The 17,559-nt window shown below is 57.5% G+C and carries 18 protein-coding genes; 3 read left to right on the forward strand and 15 right to left on the reverse strand.

What is annotated here, in order from left to right; all coding sequences use genetic code 11:
* Window positions 1–18: 18 nt before the first annotated feature.
* The 10 genes from JZI28_RS22170 to JZI28_RS22215 all read right to left on the reverse strand — a co-directional run bounded on the left by JZI28_RS22170 (window position 19) and on the right by JZI28_RS22215 (window position 7,841).
* The gene (locus tag JZI28_RS22170; protein ID WP_375700277.1) at window positions 19–546 is read right to left on the reverse strand and encodes a hypothetical protein; all 528 of its coding nucleotides are present in this window, start codon (window positions 544–546) and stop codon (window positions 19–21) included.
* A 154-nt stretch (window positions 547–700) separates the two neighbouring features.
* Window positions 701–1,153, reverse strand: coding sequence for a cytochrome c family protein (locus tag JZI28_RS22175; protein ID WP_027238598.1), 453 nt, complete (start codon window positions 1,151–1,153; stop codon window positions 701–703).
* Between the two features lie 76 nt (window positions 1,154–1,229).
* On the reverse strand, window positions 1,230–1,688 hold the full coding sequence (locus JZI28_RS22180) for a cytochrome c (RefSeq protein WP_036783961.1): 459 nt from the start codon (window positions 1,686–1,688) through the stop codon (window positions 1,230–1,232).
* Entirely contained in the window at window positions 1,685–2,989 is a 1,305-nt protein-coding gene (locus JZI28_RS22185) for an ABC transporter transmembrane domain-containing protein (RefSeq protein WP_027238596.1), read from the reverse strand. Before JZI28_RS22185 ends, JZI28_RS22180 begins: the two co-directional genes overlap by 4 nt.
* A gap of 9 nt (window positions 2,990–2,998) precedes the next feature.
* A complete protein-coding gene (locus tag JZI28_RS22190; RefSeq protein ID WP_027238595.1) occupies window positions 2,999–3,532 on the reverse strand; it encodes a plastocyanin/azurin family copper-binding protein in 534 nt (177 codons plus the stop codon).
* A gap of 109 nt (window positions 3,533–3,641) precedes the next feature.
* Entirely contained in the window at window positions 3,642–4,358 is a 717-nt protein-coding gene (locus JZI28_RS22195; RefSeq protein WP_027238594.1) for a copper-binding protein, read from the reverse strand.
* Between the two features lie 46 nt (window positions 4,359–4,404).
* Window positions 4,405–5,763: a multicopper oxidase family protein gene (locus tag JZI28_RS22200; RefSeq protein WP_027238593.1), complete on the reverse strand. Its 1,359-nt coding sequence runs from the start codon at window positions 5,761–5,763 to the stop codon at window positions 4,405–4,407.
* A gap of 11 nt (window positions 5,764–5,774) precedes the next feature.
* Window positions 5,775–7,238: a TolC family protein gene (locus JZI28_RS22205; RefSeq protein ID WP_027238592.1), complete on the reverse strand. Its 1,464-nt coding sequence runs from the start codon at window positions 7,236–7,238 to the stop codon at window positions 5,775–5,777.
* Entirely contained in the window at window positions 7,238–7,459 is a 222-nt protein-coding gene (locus JZI28_RS22210) for a hypothetical protein (protein ID WP_226892491.1), read from the reverse strand. The genes JZI28_RS22205 and JZI28_RS22210 overlap by 1 nt, the downstream gene beginning before the upstream one ends.
* Window positions 7,460–7,532: 73 nt before the next feature.
* Window positions 7,533–7,841 carry a hypothetical protein gene (locus JZI28_RS22215; RefSeq protein WP_232367722.1) on the reverse strand — a complete coding sequence of 103 codons (309 nt, stop codon included), beginning with the start codon at window positions 7,839–7,841 and terminating at the stop codon, window positions 7,533–7,535.
* Window positions 7,842–8,106: 265 nt separating this feature from the next.
* Here JZI28_RS22215 and JZI28_RS22220 point away from each other — a divergent pair, with 265 nt between their 5' ends.
* The gene (locus JZI28_RS22220; protein WP_107818396.1) at window positions 8,107–9,330 is read left to right on the forward strand and encodes an IS256 family transposase; all 1,224 of its coding nucleotides are present in this window, start codon (window positions 8,107–8,109) and stop codon (window positions 9,328–9,330) included.
* Between the two features lie 553 nt (window positions 9,331–9,883).
* Window positions 9,884–10,588 (forward strand): hypothetical protein, encoded by a 705-nt coding sequence (locus JZI28_RS22225; RefSeq protein WP_237455014.1) that lies wholly within the window; start codon window positions 9,884–9,886, stop codon window positions 10,586–10,588.
* Window positions 10,589–10,599: 11 nt separating this feature from the next.
* Here JZI28_RS22225 and JZI28_RS22230 read toward each other — a convergent pair whose 3' ends face one another.
* From JZI28_RS22230 to JZI28_RS22250, 5 genes are all read right to left on the reverse strand, one after another.
* Window positions 10,600–11,925: an APC family permease gene (locus tag JZI28_RS22230; RefSeq protein ID WP_027238587.1), complete on the reverse strand. Its 1,326-nt coding sequence runs from the start codon at window positions 11,923–11,925 to the stop codon at window positions 10,600–10,602.
* A 48-nt stretch (window positions 11,926–11,973) separates the two neighbouring features.
* Window positions 11,974–14,319 carry a copper-translocating P-type ATPase gene (locus JZI28_RS22235; RefSeq protein ID WP_027238586.1) on the reverse strand — a complete coding sequence of 782 codons (2,346 nt, stop codon included), beginning with the start codon at window positions 14,317–14,319 and terminating at the stop codon, window positions 11,974–11,976.
* Window positions 14,320–14,397: 78 nt separating this feature from the next.
* Window positions 14,398–15,318 (reverse strand): prolipoprotein diacylglyceryl transferase, encoded by a 921-nt coding sequence (lgt, locus tag JZI28_RS22240; protein WP_027238585.1) that lies wholly within the window; start codon window positions 15,316–15,318, stop codon window positions 14,398–14,400.
* Between the two features lie 105 nt (window positions 15,319–15,423).
* The gene (locus JZI28_RS22245) at window positions 15,424–15,810 is read right to left on the reverse strand and encodes a DUF302 domain-containing protein (protein WP_007803435.1); all 387 of its coding nucleotides are present in this window, start codon (window positions 15,808–15,810) and stop codon (window positions 15,424–15,426) included.
* Between the two features lie 140 nt (window positions 15,811–15,950).
* Window positions 15,951–16,559 carry an EF-hand domain-containing protein gene (locus JZI28_RS22250; RefSeq protein WP_012187178.1) on the reverse strand — a complete coding sequence of 203 codons (609 nt, stop codon included), beginning with the start codon at window positions 16,557–16,559 and terminating at the stop codon, window positions 15,951–15,953.
* Window positions 16,560–16,956: 397 nt separating this feature from the next.
* Here JZI28_RS22250 and JZI28_RS22255 point away from each other — a divergent pair, with 397 nt between their 5' ends.
* Entirely contained in the window at window positions 16,957–17,514 is a 558-nt protein-coding gene (locus JZI28_RS22255) for a hypothetical protein (protein WP_012187179.1), read from the forward strand.
* Window positions 17,515–17,559: the final 45 nt, after the last annotated feature.

Consider the following 17,559-nt stretch of genomic DNA (forward strand, 5'->3'; position numbering starts at 1 on the left):
ACAATACCGGGTTAGTTCTCAATGACATTCAACAGCTATGATGTTACCTGCTTCCTTGCGGACGGCCGATGTTTGACAGCACGTACAAGCGCGTGGGTCGAGCAGGCTTTCCGGTCCCATTGAACCGTCCGGCGCAATGCGACGTGCGCGGACCTGCATGGCATTCTCATAGCTGTCGTCTGCGGCTTGATTATCGTATGCACGACCATCTAGCCAAAGAGCTGTCAAACCAGCGCTATCATCAGGGATTAGCGACACGAAACCATGTTCACGCTTTGATCGGTCATCGTGGGGTATGATTGGCGTTGTCCAGTTCAAACCCTCATCGAAGGAGAAAGCGATCTTTACGTCGTATTGATAGCTGCCCGGCCCATTCAATTCCAACCAATGCGCTGCAAGCGTCCCATCGCTAAGCCCAACGACTGACGGAAAGTCGGCCCAGTTCACAAACAGTGTCTCAGATTGATGAATTGTACGCGCCTCCGTCCAATAGGTGCCATCGAACAGGGCCATCCGAACGGCGTTGTTACCTTCGGTCCAACTCATCACGATCCGACCATCGGGCAGTGTTGAAAGCGAGGGTTCACGTGCGTGATCCCCAACCGGTGCAACCAGTGGTCTGACTGGAAACAGAGGGGCATCTTCAGCCGCTACAAAGGGCGCACCGAGCATAAAAAGAGCCGTGCAAACGAATAAAAATCTAATCGGCCTCAACCTCCGGTCCAACCGAAACGAGATAAGCCCAGACTGCCTTGGCATCCGTTTCTTTCTTCAATTTGAATGACATGCCAGATTTCGCCTTGCTGTCGTTCAGAAAAGTCGCGAGGAACTTCTTCGGATCTGCAATATAGGCTACGAAATCGCTCTCGTTCCAGACCAAGCCATTCTCGCCCGCTTCACGAATAGAGTCCCGAAATTTATTCCCAAACATTTCTTCGGTCCCTGCTGTTCGGTTGTACACACCATAAAGATTTGGCCCAACCGCGCCACCCTTTCGGATAACGTCACCATCCGTCCTGACGATTGAGTGGCAGGCCTTGCACTTGTTAAATACCTTGTCTCCGGCCGATGCGTCGCCGGTTGCATGTCCATCGGCGAGAACACCTGTTCCGGACAATGCCAATGCTAGCGTTGCGATAAATTTAGGTTTCATTCGTTTCTCTCCCCGTTGATGACAGTTATTATCTACTGGATGGCTGTTATGCTTTTGCCTCAGGTCGACAGGTCACTCAGTTAATTCCGTTTTCCCTTTGAAGAGCCCGTATATATGCCACGATATTCAATACTTCTGCTCGTGTTACGCCCTCGACAGCTGGCATGTTGCCAAACTTCCAATGGTGCGCCCGAACACCATTCTGTGCTGCGAGGACAAACGCCATGTCACCGTGGTGGCCCGGCTCATAAATCTTGTGCACCAGCGGTGGAGCAACGCCGTCCTGACCCTGCCCATTGACGCCGTGGCAGGTCGCGCAGGCCGCACCATAGGCACGCTTGCCGATTTGCTCTTGCTCGGTGAAACTTGGGGGCAGCCTGACAGTTGCAAGCGCACCTGCGGGAAGTGCCATTCTTTCGTCCGTCTGAGTACTCGTCTGGGAGTGGGTCGGCTGCAGGATGTACCATCCTGCCGCAGAAACGGCGATCAGAGCAAAAAATATTGCTGCCCATTTCATGCTATCAAACTCCTTCATTGTGAAGCGAGGTCTCCATGCCCCTCGAAAGGCAAAGTCGTTTTTCTGAGCGGCGATTGCTCGAATTGGCTGACCTTTTCCAGCGTACTGTCATCAGCCTGGGCCACTTCGGACGAGTGGCCTGACCCGGCAAAAAAAGCCGTGATTTCGTGATACCGGATTCGGGTGTCTTCCAAGGTCTGATAGTAGCGGAAAAGTTCCTTCAGCGGTGCCGAGAAGTCCTTGTGCGCTGCCAGGACGGCCACCAGCGCGCCGAGTGTGATCCGCCCTTCGATGACGAAATATCCACCCAGAGAGTAGAACAGGAATGGCGTCAGCGCGGTCAGAAAATTGTTGAGGGCCTTGATGAAGAACTTCAGACGGAAAATCTTCCTGCGCACGTGCTCAAGCTCTCTAAAACTTGCGCTTACTGGCAGCAGCCCGGCCGGATTGACCTGCCGTTCGCGCAATTGATCGCTGAGCTGCCTGCCAAGCTGTCGGACCTCCTTGATCCTGGTGCGTGAAAGCGCGTTGACCCGCCGTTGCAGCTTGGGCAGCAGCACGAGCTGAATTGGCAGTACCGTCAGTGCGGCGGCACCCAAGACAGGGTCCTGAACGAACATGAAAAACAGGATCGTCAGAAGCGTACCGCCTTGCAGGATTGGCAGCGTAAGGACATCTGCCGCGAAGCCACCGATGGGCTCGACTTCCTGTGCGAGAATAGGGACGATCTCGCTTTGGTTTCCGGAGTCTGGATCGCTGCGCCATTGCCGATAGACCAGCAGGCGGAAGCGCCGCAGAAAACGCTCGGCGACATACCCTTTGAAGACGTTAAGGCTATATTTGTTTAGCCCATTCAGGATAATAGCCAAAAGGTAGAGACCGCAAAGAAGCATGAGGAAAACGACCTGGTCGACGTCTCGTCCCAAAACGGCAACTGGGAAACGGCCAGAATCCAGAGCGTTGTTTACGATCTGTTTTGGCAGTTCCAAAGTCAGATAGAGTATAGGCATCGCGATGAGGCTAACCACGATCATCAACGCTTGCTGCCTTCTTGAATAGCGCAAGACGGTGCTGAAAAGACTTCCTTCGAGCCCTCGTATGGGCTCTGGGTGGATCGCAGGCGTGCTGCGGTACTTCCAAAGCTTCAGAATGCCGCGAATAGCAAGATATGAGCCAACACTGATCAGCAGCGCGGGGGCCAAGACCAGTATGAGATGAATGAACGGATGAACCCAGTCCGGCGTGGCATCGCTGTAGTCGTACCCAAGGGCGGCAGCTACGTCGTGTACAAGCAGGTGATACCTATCCAAGAGTGACATTGAAAATGTCTAATCCTTGGACTTCGGCGCAAGGTGATCGTGCACGATGATGACGCCCCACATGCCCGCTTCCCGGTGGCCGGGAATCAAGCATACGAACTCCAGGTTGGTCATATCGGAGAAATCCCAGATCAACTCGGCATTTTGCCCACTAGGGATCGAAACCGAGTTGGCGCTGTCATGCTGCATATCGGGATGTTCGCGCATCCATTGCTGATGTTTTGCGACCTCGTCAAAGGAACCGAGAAAGAACTCGTGATCCAATGCGCCGGTATTTCTGATTGAAAACTGGACAACCGAGCCGCTTTCAATCTGGATCGCGTCCGGCTCGAAAAGCATGTAGCCGCTTTCCGTCTCCCGTATGGATATTTCAATCGTCCTGTCGATCGAGGAGCCATCACCGGGTTTCCCGATCGGATCATGGCCAGGCACTTCGAAGGCTCGCGCGTGAGGCTGCTGGCCCTTGCCACTGGAAGCGCCCACTGAAAAAGCCGGAAGGACAAGCGCAAGGGCGATGGTGCAGGTTCTCAGGAAATTCTTCATGCTCGGCTACCTCCGTAGCGCTTGATTTTATGGGATCTTCTTGCTTGCTTGGGCTAAGCGATCAAGGCGATGGGGCCGGAGTGTTTACCCCCGGCCCCATTGTTAGTAGTTACTTCATCTGCGTGACGGTCAGTTTACCCTTGACCCGGTCGGCAACGAACTCGATGTCCTGACCTTCCGCCATCTTGGCCACCATCGCCTCGTCGGCGCGGAACACCATGGTCATTGCCGGCATATCCAGGTTGACGAGAGGGCCGTGGATAATTGTGACCTTGCCGGCCTTTGCGTCGATTTTCTTGATGGTGCCGCTTGTGTATTCCACGTCAGCCTGAGCCATCTGGTCACCGACTGCGACCTCACGGTGCATTCCCGATTCGTAGTGGCCCGGGATCAGGCACGCTGCTTCGAATGTGCCAGAATTTGCGAAAGTCCAGACAACTTCGCCCGAGGCGCCCGCATCGAGACGGATACGGTTCGGATCGTCATGTTCCATGTCCATCTTGGCCATTTCGATCTTGTGCTCGGCATTACGCTCTACCGTGTCGAGGACGAATTCATGCTCCAGCTCACCCTTGTTGGTGATGTTGAAGCGGATGGTTTCGCCCTCCTTGATATCCATCGGCTCACTCTCGATCAGCATCTGGCCCTCATCGTTTTCGAGCAAAGTGACGTCGATTGTGCGGTCAACCTTGGCGGCGTCACCCGGCATGCCGACCATCATTGCGGCTGGCTTGGTCTCCCCATGTCCACCGTCGTGTGTACCTGCAGCAAAGGCCGGTGCTGATAGCGCGATCGCGAAGCTTGTCGTCAAAAGAAGATTTCTCATTTTATTGTCCTGTAGGTTGGTTCGGTTGGAGATGACGAAGGGCCGCTCAGCCCTTCGAGGTTGGTTTCGGTGTGAGAATGGTTTTGGGGCTGTTGTTGGAGGCAAAGTCGGGTAATTCGCCAGTCCATTCGTAGGCCATCTCGCCCGGAGGGTTCTCGTACCAGCCGGGATCGGAGTAATCGTCCGCGTCGATGCCGTCCCGCACCTTCACGACCGAAAACATGCCGCCCATCTCGATGGGTCCGTACGGGCCCCAACCCGTCATCATCGGGATGGTATTGTCGGGTAGCGGCATTTCCATTTTTGCCATGTCCCCCATGCCGGACATGCCCATCGGCATGTATTCCGGCTGGAATTGACGGATCTTCTGGGTCAGCGGCTTCTTGTTCACCCCGATGAACGTCGGCACGTCATGGCCCATGGCGTTCATCGTATGGTGCGATTTGTGGCAATGGATCGCCCAATCTCCCAGATGATCGGCGACGAATTCGTAGGCGCGCATCGCACCTACGGGAATGTCGATGCTGACCTCCGGCCACTGTGCTTCAGGCGGCACCCAGCCGCCATCCGTGCAGGTGACCTTGAAGTCATAGCCGTGCATATGGATCGGGTGGTTCGTCATCGTAAGGTTCCCAACCCGTACTCGCACCCGGTCGCCCTTGTTCACGACCAGCGGATCGATGTCGGGGAAGATCCGGCTGTTCCAGGTCCAAAGGTTGAAATCCGTCATCGTCATGATGCGGGGTACATAGGTACCCGGATCGATGTCGAAAGCATTCAGCATGATCAGGAAATCACGATCCACCGGCATGAATGTGGGATCCTTGGGGTGGACCACGAACATGCCCATCATCCCCATCGCCATCTGGGTCATTTCATCGCCGTGGGGGTGGTACATGAACGTTCCGGACTTCACCAAGTCGAATTCGTAGACGAAGGTTTTGCCCGGCGGGATGCTTGGATGGCTCAATCCGGAGACCCCATCCATGCCTGAAGGAAGAATGAGCCCGTGCCAGTGCACCGTTGTGCCTTCCGGCAGCTTATTGGTGACGTAGATGCGCACCCGGTCGCCTTCGACTGCTTCGATCGTCGGGCCGGTGGATTGGCCGTTGTAGCCCCACAAATGCGCGATCATGCCGTCGGCAAGCTCGCGTTCTACCGGTTCGGCCACGAGGTGAAATTCTTTCACCCCGTTGTTCATCCGGTGCGGCAGGGTCCACCCGTTCAATGTGACCACAGGTGTGTAGTCCGGCCCGGTACTAGGACGCGCCGTGATCGCCGTTGCTGCGCTATCCATTTGGGCAGCTTCGGGCAGGCCCATGTTCAGGGTTTGACCCCAGGCTTTCGAAGAGACCAGCGTTGCACCTGCCGCGCCGGCTCCGAGTAATTGACGTCTATTTAGCATGTCAGTTCCTTTCAGTGTCCTGCGCCGCCACCGGCGGCAAGTGTCGCGCCTTCTCCACCAGCACCGCCACCGCCTTCGCCGCCGCCATAGATCGCAGCGGTCAGATCAGCCTGTGCCATGTAGAATTCGCGTTTTGCGTTTGCCGCTTCCAGTGATGCGCCCAGTTTCTCGCGCACGTCTGTCAGCAGCTCGAAAGTGTTGGTGATCATGCCGTTATAAGACAGCAGCCCCTCTTCTTCGACGGTCGTGCGTAGCGGCACCAGAACGTCGCGATAGTGGCGGGCGATCTTATACGCGGCGTGATAGGAGGCTTCAGCACCACGCGCTTCGGACCGGACGTTGACGGCTCTTTCTGCCAGCACGTTGGCTGCTTGCAGGTACGACAATTCCGCCTTGCGCATCCGTGCCTTCCCGGTGTCGTAGATCGGGATTGCGAACTCCACCTCCACCTGAGGGGTGGTCACGGTCTCCGTTTCTCCGTCCTCAATTTCCCGCTCCGCTTCGAACCCGGCAATGAATTCGAGATCGCTGATAATGCGAGTCTGATCAGTCAGACCAAACGCCTTGGCCTGTGCTTCCAGGCCAAGTTTGGCAACGCGCAGATCAACCCGATTTCGCAATGCTTTCGCTTCGATGTCAGTCACACGGCCGACGGAACGCGGCAGCGCAGGAAGAGCATCGGGCACATAATAGTCGACTTCGGTGCCCCACAGCCCCATGAGCCTGGTCAGCTGCTCTTTGGACCGGGTAGCATTCAAGCGTGCCTGGGCAAGTTGTCCGGCGAGTTCGGCATTGAATGCCTGTTCACGGGCCTGCCCGGCTGTGTTAAGCGCGCCGGTCTCGCCCAGTCTCATCGCTAATTCCGATCCGGCGTCAGACGTCGCTTTCGCACGGCGGAGATAACTCACAGCCTCGAAGGCGGCTACGGCATCGACCCATGCCTTCCGCGTCTGATTGGCCAGTGCGAGTGTGTCGTTCACGGCGCTCAGTTGAGCCTGCCGGAAGTTTGCGTCTGCAATGGCCGTACGCTGCTTGCGAGTGGTGGCATCGAGCACGTTCGACCGGATCAGTCCCTCGATCGCCCTGTAGGCACCCAGTTCGGGCGCACCGATGCCCAGTATACCAATCGACACGATTGGGTTTTCCGGCATCGATTGCTGCCAGGCCTCTGCGGCAGACAGGCCGACGTTTGCATAGGACGCCTGCAACCCTTTGTTGTTCAGAAGCGCGACCTGAACGGCGGTGTCCGCCGAAATGGTCTTGCGGTGCACCATTGCGTGCACCTGCTTCTTCAAGGCCTCGTTTTCGGCCTGGGTTTCGGCGAAGGCTGTCCGTTTGCCGAGGGCTGGTGTGACCTGGCTGGAAATATTGGCGAAGCCAGCTTTTGGTTCCGTGTAGATGCCCGGCACAGCGGTAGCACAGGCACCCAGGATTAGCGGAAAGCCGAAAACCAGCGGAAACTTCGATACCCGCATCAGTTGCCCTCCGTCTGTTCTTGATTGACGGAACGCCAGTCGCGGGGACCTGTAGGGCCGCGATAGGTGTAGCCCGCCAAGGGGTCCTGATAGCTGATCGGCGATGAAACTGCCGTGTTGACGACGGCCTGTTGGGTCGCGACGGACGGCAACGGGGTGGGCTCATAGGCGCATGCGCCAAGCCCGAGGGCCGAAGCCCCCATAAGTAGATGAATTTTCATGAAAGTAACCTGATTGGTGAACGTTGTCTCACGCAGACTCTGCGCAAGGCTCACACCCGTTTTGGGCGTCGGTTCAGATCAGGAATCGAGGGGGCCGCAGGAACCCTGCTGTTTCCACCGAATACGTTTGACCGTCGAGAATGACATATTCACTTGTACCAACCGGCTCTGCTTCGATCTTGGTGTCTTCGAGGAAGACGACAGAAATACAGATACCGTTGCAACACTCTTGGGATTGTTGCTCTTTGCCATCCTTGTCGGACGCTGCGATGTCGCTTGCGACCCTAAGCTTCTCATGCGCGTGATGCGCATCGCTTCCGGTGTCATGAGTCATGGCGGCACCAACGACAACAATAGACTTGGCTTGATGTCCGTCATGCATGCCGGACGCCGCGTGAGCGGCAGAAGGTGGTGAAAATACCAAGGCTAACGCAAACGCAATGCACGTAAACGTCTTGAACCAGCATGATATGAAAACTCGAAAGCTCATGCTCTAGATATCGGATACCGAAGCAATCCAGTCAATCCGTCCTGCGCAGGAAGGTTTGTCGCTTTTTTGTGAAAAAGGCGAGATTCGGCCGCTGCCGTCGGGACTATCCTGAATTTTGTGCGCTGACGTGGTAACTGCTCGAAGAGGAGACCCACGTATGAGCATCGATAAAGAGATCTTGGACCGATTGATGGAAGGCCGCGCGCCTGGTGATTTGTTTGGCAAGGACGGCATTCTGTCCGAGCTGACAAAGGCGCTGGCGGAACGGGCACTGAGCACGGAGATGGACGTCCATCTCGGTGAAGAACGCGCCGAGGAAGCCCCTGAGGGGTATAATCAGCCGGCCAATCGGCGCAATGGCAGCAGTCAGAAGACCGTGACCACCGACAGCGGCAAGGTCGTTCTGGACATCCCCCGCGACCGGAACGGCACCTTCGATCCGATGCTGATCGCTAAGTATCAGCGCCGCTTTCCCGAGTTCGATCGCAAGATCATCAGCATGTATGCCCGGGGCATGACGACCCGCGAGATCCAGGGGCATATCGAGGAAATCTATGGCATCGAAGCCTCGCCCAGCCTGATTTCCGCGATTACCGACGCGGTCATGGAGGAGGTCACCGCCTGGCAGAACCGCCCTCTGGAACCCTGCTATCCGATCATCTTCATGGACGCGATCCGGGTCAATATCCGCAGCGATGGAGCCGTCTCGAACAAGGCGGTCTTCGTGGCCCTCGCGGTTCTGCCCGACGGCACACGCGACGTTCTGGGCCTGTGGTTCCAGGCCAATGAGGGCGCAAAGTTCTGGGCCAAGGTCCTGAACGATCTGCGCAACCGGGGCGTCCAGGACATCCTGATCGCCGTCGTGGATGGGCTGAAGGGCTTCCCGCAGGCCATCGAAGCGGCCTTTCCCCAGACCCAGGTCCAGACCTGCATCGTTCACCTGCTGCGCCATTCCATGAGCTTTGCCAGCTACAAGGACCGCAAGGCCGTCGCCACGGCGCTAAAGACGATCTACACGGCGGTGGATGCCGACGCGGCCGAGGCCGCTCTGGCAGAGTTCGAGGAGAGCGATCTGGCTAGGCGGTATCCGGCCATCGCACCGAGCTGGCGCCGGGCCTGGAACGAGGTGATCCCGTTCCTCGACTACCCGCCCGAGGTGCGCAGGCTGATCTACACCACGAATTCCATTGAGGCATTGAATTCGAAGATCCGGCGCGCCGTCCGAACCCGCGGTCACTTCCCAAGCGATGAGGCAGCAGCGAAATTGATCTATCTGGCGCTCAATGCTACATCCACCGAATGGAAGCGTTCGGTGCGCGAATGGCACGCTGTCAGAAGTCAGCTTGCCATCATGTTCGAAGACCGCTTCCCAATGGCGTAAAAAAACGCGTCAGGCACAAAATTCGGCACAGTCTCCTGCCGTCAGAAAATGTTGCATATCAGAAACATATAAAGAGCCAATATTCCCCTCCGGTCAGCGGAGCGATGCTGACGCGTCTTGTGCTACCGAACTTCAGCCAGCTTCTCAGACCTGTAGCCCGCGTCGCTGATCGCTACCGCCAATGCAGTTTCATCCAGAGTGCTGTCGACGCCGACGATAGGTGCAGTCAGATCGCACGAAACTTTTGCATCTGGGTCGGCAGCCATGATGGGCTTTTGCATGGAAGCGGCACGATGGCCGCGATCTCCGCGCAGATTGCAATAGACCCTGAAAGGAGTCCGCCCACTCGGATAGGAATATTCCGTTCTGAAAATTACCGCCAGCGTAAGACATGCAGAAAAGCTACTTTCCAATGCTATCAACATTTCCGCAACTAGGTCCGGCAGTAACCTACCATTTGTTATGTCGCTCGGCCTGCAGTCGAGACATGGAACGCGGTTCAGGAGATTTCGAAACTTAAATTTCATTCGTCCCAAAGACCTGGAGCGAATGCTTGGTTCCCAAACGCAGGTTCAACATCCTCGATCTCAAGCCGTATATGTGCCAACGTTCTAACATGCAGAGGTTTTTCTCCGTCGACATGCCCGGTGTTCAATTTGTGAGCATTGTCTTGGCATTCAGCCTCGCAGCGTTACTGGCGGTCCTCTGCCTTTATATCTTGCTTTCGCCGGGCTTTGCAGCGGCTCTTGCCGCCGGCGGGCCATCGCTGGCCCGCTTTCTGAGGCAAGTTACGACCAACGGTCTGCCCGTAGTTTTTGCCATAAACTATGTCAGTTTTTTTCTTTTCGCGGTGATACAGAAACCAAAGGTCGCCCGCCGAGATACGGCGTTTTTCGTGCTGGTGGATATCTTGCTCAGAGCCATTCTCTTTCCAAGCCTCCACGCACTGATCTACGTTTTGTCTGCCGACTGGTTCGAGTCATTCGGGGGCAGTCGTGCAACCGCGTTGTCGGTCGTTGCCCCAACCCTTGCGCGTTCGGCGTTTTTTGAGAACATCTCCGGAGTTTATCTTTATGCGACAATGATCAGCGCGCTGCCGCTATATGTTTCAGCTTTCGGGCAGTCGGAATTTCTTGGACCGACCGTTCGTCGCTTGCCAATAAAAGCGGGCTTGATGCTGCTCGCCTTGTTTGCGTTTGCCCTGTCGGTCGGATTGATCGCAATCGGTGCACAAGGCATCGCATTCCTTCAGGGCTAAATGATGGCTGGCTATTCACCGTGGGAATGCGCGGCCTGAGGTGCCAACCATCGCGACAAGTAAACGCGCTCGAAAGCGAAGACAGCGATCATTCCGACAGCCGCATACAGAACGATCATCGGGTCGCTTTGAAGCTTCATCACGGTGAAAGCTGCCAGTACAACTACATCGAGCGCCAGGGCAGTCAAAAGCACGATACCTGAGGCGCCGACGTCTGCTCGACGATAGTGGAACACGCCCCAATGTATGATCATGTCCATGACAAGGTAGAAGAAAGCACCGAGGGATGCGATCCGGCCAAGATCGAAAAGCACGGCCAACGTCGCGGCGATGACAACGGTATAGACCAGCGTGTGGCGTTGGATAGGGCCGGACATACCGAAATGGCTGTGCGGGATCATTTCCATGTCGGTCAGCATCGCCAGCATACGCGACACCGCGAAGACGCTGGCCAGAACGCCCGATGCGGTTGCGACAGCGGCCAGGATCACCGTCAATATGAAGCCGGTTTGTCCAAGGGCGGGCTGCGCCGCTTGTGCAAGAGAATAGTCACGCGCTGAGATGATCTCCTCGATCGTCAGACTCGAACCAACCCCGAAGGCGACCAACAGGTAGGCGACGACGCAGATCCCGATCGAGAACATGATCGCTCGGCCAACGTTGCGGTTTGGTTCGGTGATCTCGGCCCCGCTGTTGGTGATCGTCGTGAACCCTTTGAAGGCGAGGATAGCCAGCGCCGTGGATGCTATGAAACCCGTGATGCCATAGGATTGAGGCGTCTCGGAAGCCGCAGCGAACGCAAAACCACTAGACCACAAAGCAGCGATGCCGAACAGAGCTATGCCACCGATCTTGATTGCTGCCATAATCAATGAAAACAGCCCGACCGAGCGGTTTCCGGCCATGTTCACCAGAAAGGCGAAAACGATTACGGCCACGGCCAGAGCGGGGACCAATGGGCCACCTTCGATATCGAAAGGGCGCAAGACATAGGTGGCGAAGGTCCGGGCGACGAGGCTTTCCGCGATCACCATGCTGAGCGCCATCAGCAGTGCGGCCCCGCCCGCGATGGCTCCGGGGCCATAGCATTTCTGCAGGATCATGGCGATGCCACCCGAGGACGGCCATTTGTTCGACATCCTGATGAAGCTGTAGGCGCTGAAGCTTGTGACGACCGCGCCGGCGATGAATGCAAGCGGGAAAAGCGGGCCGGCGAGCTGCGCGATTTGCCCCGTCAACGCAAAGATTCCAGCGCCGATCATCACGCCTGTCCCCATCGCAACGGCTCCGCCCAGACTGATGGAATTTTCGCGGTACGTTTCTTTTTCGCTCTGCATAAATGGCCCCCTTTTAATTTTGGTTCGTCCGAACGCTGTTGCGCGCTTCTAGATACGAACGCCGCGAAGGCGCAGCGAATTGAGCACCACCGAGATTGACGACGCGCTCATGGCGAAGGCAGCAAACATCGGACTGATGAGGATGCCAAAGAAGGGAAACAGAACTCCCGCCGCGACCGGCACGCCGGAGGCGTTGTAGATCAGCGCGAAGAACAGGTTCTGGCGGATGTTGCGCATCGTGGCCCGGGCGAGCCGCCGCGCACGCACGATACCATCAAGGTTGCCCTTGACCAGCGTGACGCCCGCGCTTTCGATGGCCACATCGGCGCCGGTGCCCATGGCGATGCCGACATCGGCCTGCGCGAGCGCGGGGGCGTCGTTGACGCCATCCCCGGCCATGGCGACCTTGTGGCCCGCCTCTTGCAACTCAAGGATGATCCGCGCCTTGTCCTCCGGCAGCACGTCGGCCCGGATCTCATCGATTCCGAGCCGCGTGCCGATGGCCTTGGCCGTGCGTTCGTTGTCGCCGGTCGCCATGATGACGCGGAACCCCAGTTCATGCAGATCCTCGATGGCTTCTGGCGTGGTCTCCTTCACTGGGTCGGCGACAGCAACTAGACCGGCGATCTCGCCATCCAGCACAACGAACATGACCGTCTCGCCTTCGTCGCGGCGGGCATTGGCCTTGGCGGTCAACGCGCCCGCCTCGAGCCCCAATTCGCGGATCATCGCCAAATTGCCGAGCGCGACCGCTTTGCCGTCAACGACCCCCTTGACGCCCTTGCCAGTGACCGCCTCGAAGTCCCGTGCCTCGTCCATTTTGACATCTCGCTCCTCCGCACCCCTGACGATCGCTTCGGCCAAGGGGTGCTCCGATCCGCGCTCAAGCGATGCGGCGAGACGCAAGACCTCGGCTTCGTCGTGGCCGGGTTGCGGGAGTACGTCGACAAGCCGCGGCTTGCCTTCGGTCAACGTGCCGGTCTTGTCGACGATCAGGGTATCGACTTTCTCGAACCGCTCCAGCGCCTCGGCGTTCTTGATCAGCACCCCTGCCTGAGCGCCCCGTCCTGTCGCTGTCATGATCGACATCGGTGTCGCCAGGCCAAGCGCACAAGGACAGGCGATGATCAGAACCGCCACCGCCGAAATCAATGCGTAGGAAAGCGCAGGCGCGGGCCCCCAGATCGCCCAGGCGATGAAGGACAGGACCGCGATACCGATGACGGCCGGAACGAAATATCCCGCCACCTTGTCGGCGTATTTCTGGATCGGGGCGCGCGAGCGCTGCGCGTTCGACACCATCTCGACAATTTGAGCCAGCATCGTGTCGGACCCGACACGCGTCGCCTCCATCACCAGACTGCCGGTGCCATTGATCGTCGCGCCGGTCAGCGGGTCGCCCTCGGTCTTCTCGACCGGCACGGGTTCACCGGAGATCATGCTTTCGTCGACCGAGGACCGGCCGTCCAGAACCACGCCATCGACCGGCACCTTGTCACCGGGCCGCACGCGCAGCCGGTCCCCGACTTGCACGTCCTCCAGCGGGATTTCCTCCTCGGATCCGTCGTCCCGGATGACCCGCGCGGTCTTTGCCGCCATGTCGAGAAGCGCGCGGATCGCCTTGCCGGTCCCCTCGCGGGCGCGTAGTTCCATCACCTGGCCGAGCAGCACCAGCGTCACGATCACCGCCGCCGCCTCGAAATAGACGCCGACATGGCCTTCGGAGTCTCGGAACCCATCAGGGAATATGTCCGGTGCGAGAACGGCAACGACGCTGAAGAGCCAGGCGGCAAGAACGCCCATGCCGATCAGGGAGAACATGTTGAGGTTCAATGTGCGGAACGAAATCCATCCGCGTTCCAGAAACGGCCAGCCGCACCACAAGACCACTGGCGTTGCCAGGATCAATTCGATCCATTGTGTGGTGCTTTCGCCAAAAAAAGTCCGGACTGCGGGGAAACCGACGAATGGCCCCATCGTGAGGACAAGGAGCGGGATCGTCAGGACTGTGCCGACCCAGAACCGCCGTGTGAAATCCACCAGTTCGGGATTTGGACCTTCATCGCCCGGCACACCGGATTCCAGTTCCAATCCCATACCACAGATCGGACACGCGCCCGGATCAGGCTGCCGCACCTGAGGGTGCATCGGGCAGGTGAAAATGGGACCATCATGTCCTGTAGGAACCAGATCATATCGGCCATCGGCCGGCGTGGCACCCGCGTGGTGTTCGTGATGATCATGTGCTGAATGGACCTCGAGCTCCGATTCCGGCACGAGGTGCATCCCGCATTTCGGACATTTGCCGGGCTCAAACTGCCGCACCTCAGGGTGCATGGGGCAAACGAATACCGAGGAAGCTGCTGTGGTTTCAGAACTGTCGGGGGTGCTCATTTTGCGGTCCTTTCCGAGAATGCTTCTCTTGCTTGGGGCTTCCATCCACAGGAGGGTCAAGAGAGATCAGTACGGCGATTACATTGCGGCTCTGCGGGGTGGCGCTGTCCGGCCCCGTTCCCGCCGGGCGAACACGATCAACGCCAGCCCGACCAGCACCATTGGCATGGAGAGCAACTGGCCCATGGTCAAACCCCACTCACCAAAGTGGAGCGCATGGCCAATTGGGTTATCTTCCGTCACGAACTGCTGGTCCGGTTGCCGGAACATCTCGACGAAATTTCGGGCAAGACCATAGCCGGTCAGAAACACGCCAGCCAAGGCACCGGGCATTTTCAGCCAGCCCCGGCCCCAAGCGAGATAAATGAGCAGTATTCCAAGAATGAGCCCCTCCAATACCGCCTCGTACAGCTGGGACGGGTGTCGGGCGCAGAGGCCGCTAACCCCTGGGCAGGCCTGCGCGACTTCGCCGGGAAAGATCACCGCCCAGGGAACGTCCGTTGGACGCCCCCACAACTCATTGTTGGTGAAGTTCGCCAGCCTTCCAAGAAACAAGCCTGGTGGTGTTGCCAAAGCCAGCAAGTCGCCAGTGCTGAGCAATGACGCGTTCTGTCTAAGGCAGAACAGCAAGGCCGCGATGACAACTCCCGCGAACCCCCCGTGGAAAGACATGCCGCCTTGCCAGACCATCAGAATTTCCAAGGGATTGGCGAGATAATATGCGGGCTGGTAGAACAGTACAAAGCCCAGGCGACCACCAGCAATCACGCCGATGATGATCCACGTCAGAAGATCTTCGATCTGCGTTCGGTCAAGCGGCGGTCCAGCTGACGTCCAGAGCGCGGGACGGCTTATGGCACTCGAACAAATGCGCCAGCCAATCAGGATACCGAAGATATAGGCTAGCGCGTACCAGCGGAGTGCGAATGTGACCCCCCCGATGTCGAAGGAGAAGAGGTCGGTTCCAATATCCGGAAATGGCAATCCCGCTGGCAGCACTGGGTGAGTTCCTCATCAAGAATTTACGTGGGGATTAGATGGCATTGATCGAGCACCGCTAAAGGCGCTCGATCTGCGACAGGGCATCCAACGCCCATCCCGCCATCACGCGGTGTCGAGGGCGTCCCGAAGGAGATCGCGGACTTCGCCGGCGACCGCGTCCAGGTCTTGGTTCTGCACCGCCTGCATCGAAGCGACAGGATCGACCGCGCTGACCTCGGTGTCGCCGTCCAGTTGCCGCAGGATAACATTGCAGGGAAGCATCGCACCGATGCGAGGCTCGATCTCGATGGCTTTGTGCGCCATGCCCGGATTACAGGCCCCCAAGATGCGGTAAGGCGGCATGTCCGCATCAAGTTTCTTTTTCATCGTCGCTTTGACGTCAATCTCAGTCAGAACGCCGAAGCCCTTGTCTGCCAAAGCATCCCGAACACGCATCTCTGCGTCATCGATTTTGGTGTCTTTCAGGACGCGATCATAGGTATAGGCCATGGGAATTTTCCTTTCCGTGTCTCTATTTGTTGGCATACCGAGGCTAAACGGTTCAGGTCGCGGTTCGGTTCAATGTCCCGACCGCGAATGGTTTTGGGGTTGTGAGGACGGGTGCCGGAAAAAAACCGGCACCCATTGGCTCAGTTGTCCTGCATCATGGAGCCGTTGCCCATGCCCTGACCGTTGCCAGGCCGCGCAGGCGCATCTGCCATATTCGACCGCATCATCTGCATCCGCTCCATCCTATCGGCAGGAGCGGCCATCTCTTCCGGCGTCACCGCGCCGTCGCCATCGGCATCGAGGTGTTGGAAGCGATCCACCATCATTTCGCGGATCATCGCGCTGTGGAGAGCTTCAAACTCGGTAATCGAGAGGCTTCCATCCCCGTCGCTGTCAAACTCGGAAAGCTTGGCCTGCAGCTGCGTGCGCATTTCTTCCGGCGTCGTTGTGCCGTCTCCATCAGTGTCGAACATTTGCATCATGCCGCCAGCCATGCCTGGGCTCATCATACCACTGCCCATGCCTGCGCCCATCATGCCTGCGCCCATCATGTTTCCGTGCATGCGCTTCATCATGTCCATCATTCCGCCCATGTTCCCCATCATACCGGGACCACCGTTCTGCATCATGCCTGGTCCGCTCTGGGCGCCAAATTGTCCCCCACGCCCGTGGTTGGCGTCCGCGAATGCGGCACCGCCAAGGGCGGTTGCAGCCAGGGTCATTGCAGCGAGTAAAGTGTTGCGTTTCATTTCGATCACCTCGTGTCAGTGTTGCGATACCCAGCATATGGGGGGCACCTGCAGATGCGGAATGCCACGCGAGCCGGTGTTTTGTATCGCGAGGTCACAAAGGCGGGGTCTGTTACAAATTGCGACAAATCAATTCGGGGCGAACGCTCCTCTTCATCTGAAACATGCGATATCCAGAAAAAAAGGTGTCGAGGATCCGTATACCAACCGAAACCGAACCCATGTTTCGGTAGAGGTGAAATCCGGAAGAGTTGATGTCGAGATTGCTAGAGGCCCTGAATATCCCGAAAATTCAATCATTCAACCCATGGCAGGAGGCTGCAGGGTGCTCTTTTTGAACCGCATTTTCTCAGTTCTAACCTTGGTAATTTTGGCGGGGTGCGGTGCAGGAAACGACATGCGCCCGGATGCTTCAGCCGAAGTCATCAGTAGCGCATCCTACCGTCACGATGGACCGGCCGCGCTGACGTTGTACACCATGATCAACAACAGGTCCGGGGCGGGTGCGCATAGCAGCGTCATGATTAATGGGTCGCAGCGTGTTATCTTCGATCCGGCAGGAACGGTCCGGCTGAGCGCTGTACCGGAACGGGGAGATGTGCTTTATGGCATTACTCCACAAGTGGCCGATTTTTATGCGCGGGCTCATGCTCGCGAGACCTACCATGTCGTCATACAAGAGATCGATGTGTCTCCCGAAGTCGCGGAGCAGGCTTTGCGCCTTGCAATTGCCAGCGGCCCAGCCGCTTCCGGTTTTTGTAGTGCCAGTACCTCCGCGGTACTCAGACAATTACCAGGATTTGAATCCATCGGACGCACATTTTTTCCAAAGCGCCTGATGGCGGATTTTGGCAAGTTGCCGGGCGTGCGAACCACAAAGCTGTTCGAGAACGATGAGGACGACAAATCCGTAGCGATCGCACAGTTCGAAAGTTCACTTGCGACACAGCCGTGAGTGTTCGTCCAACAATTCATTGGAAGATGTCCCTGCACGACGCTG

The sequence above is a fragment of the Pseudophaeobacter sp. TrK17 genome, from assembly GCF_042192375.1.
GTDB lineage: Bacteria > Pseudomonadota > Alphaproteobacteria > Rhodobacterales > Rhodobacteraceae > Pseudophaeobacter.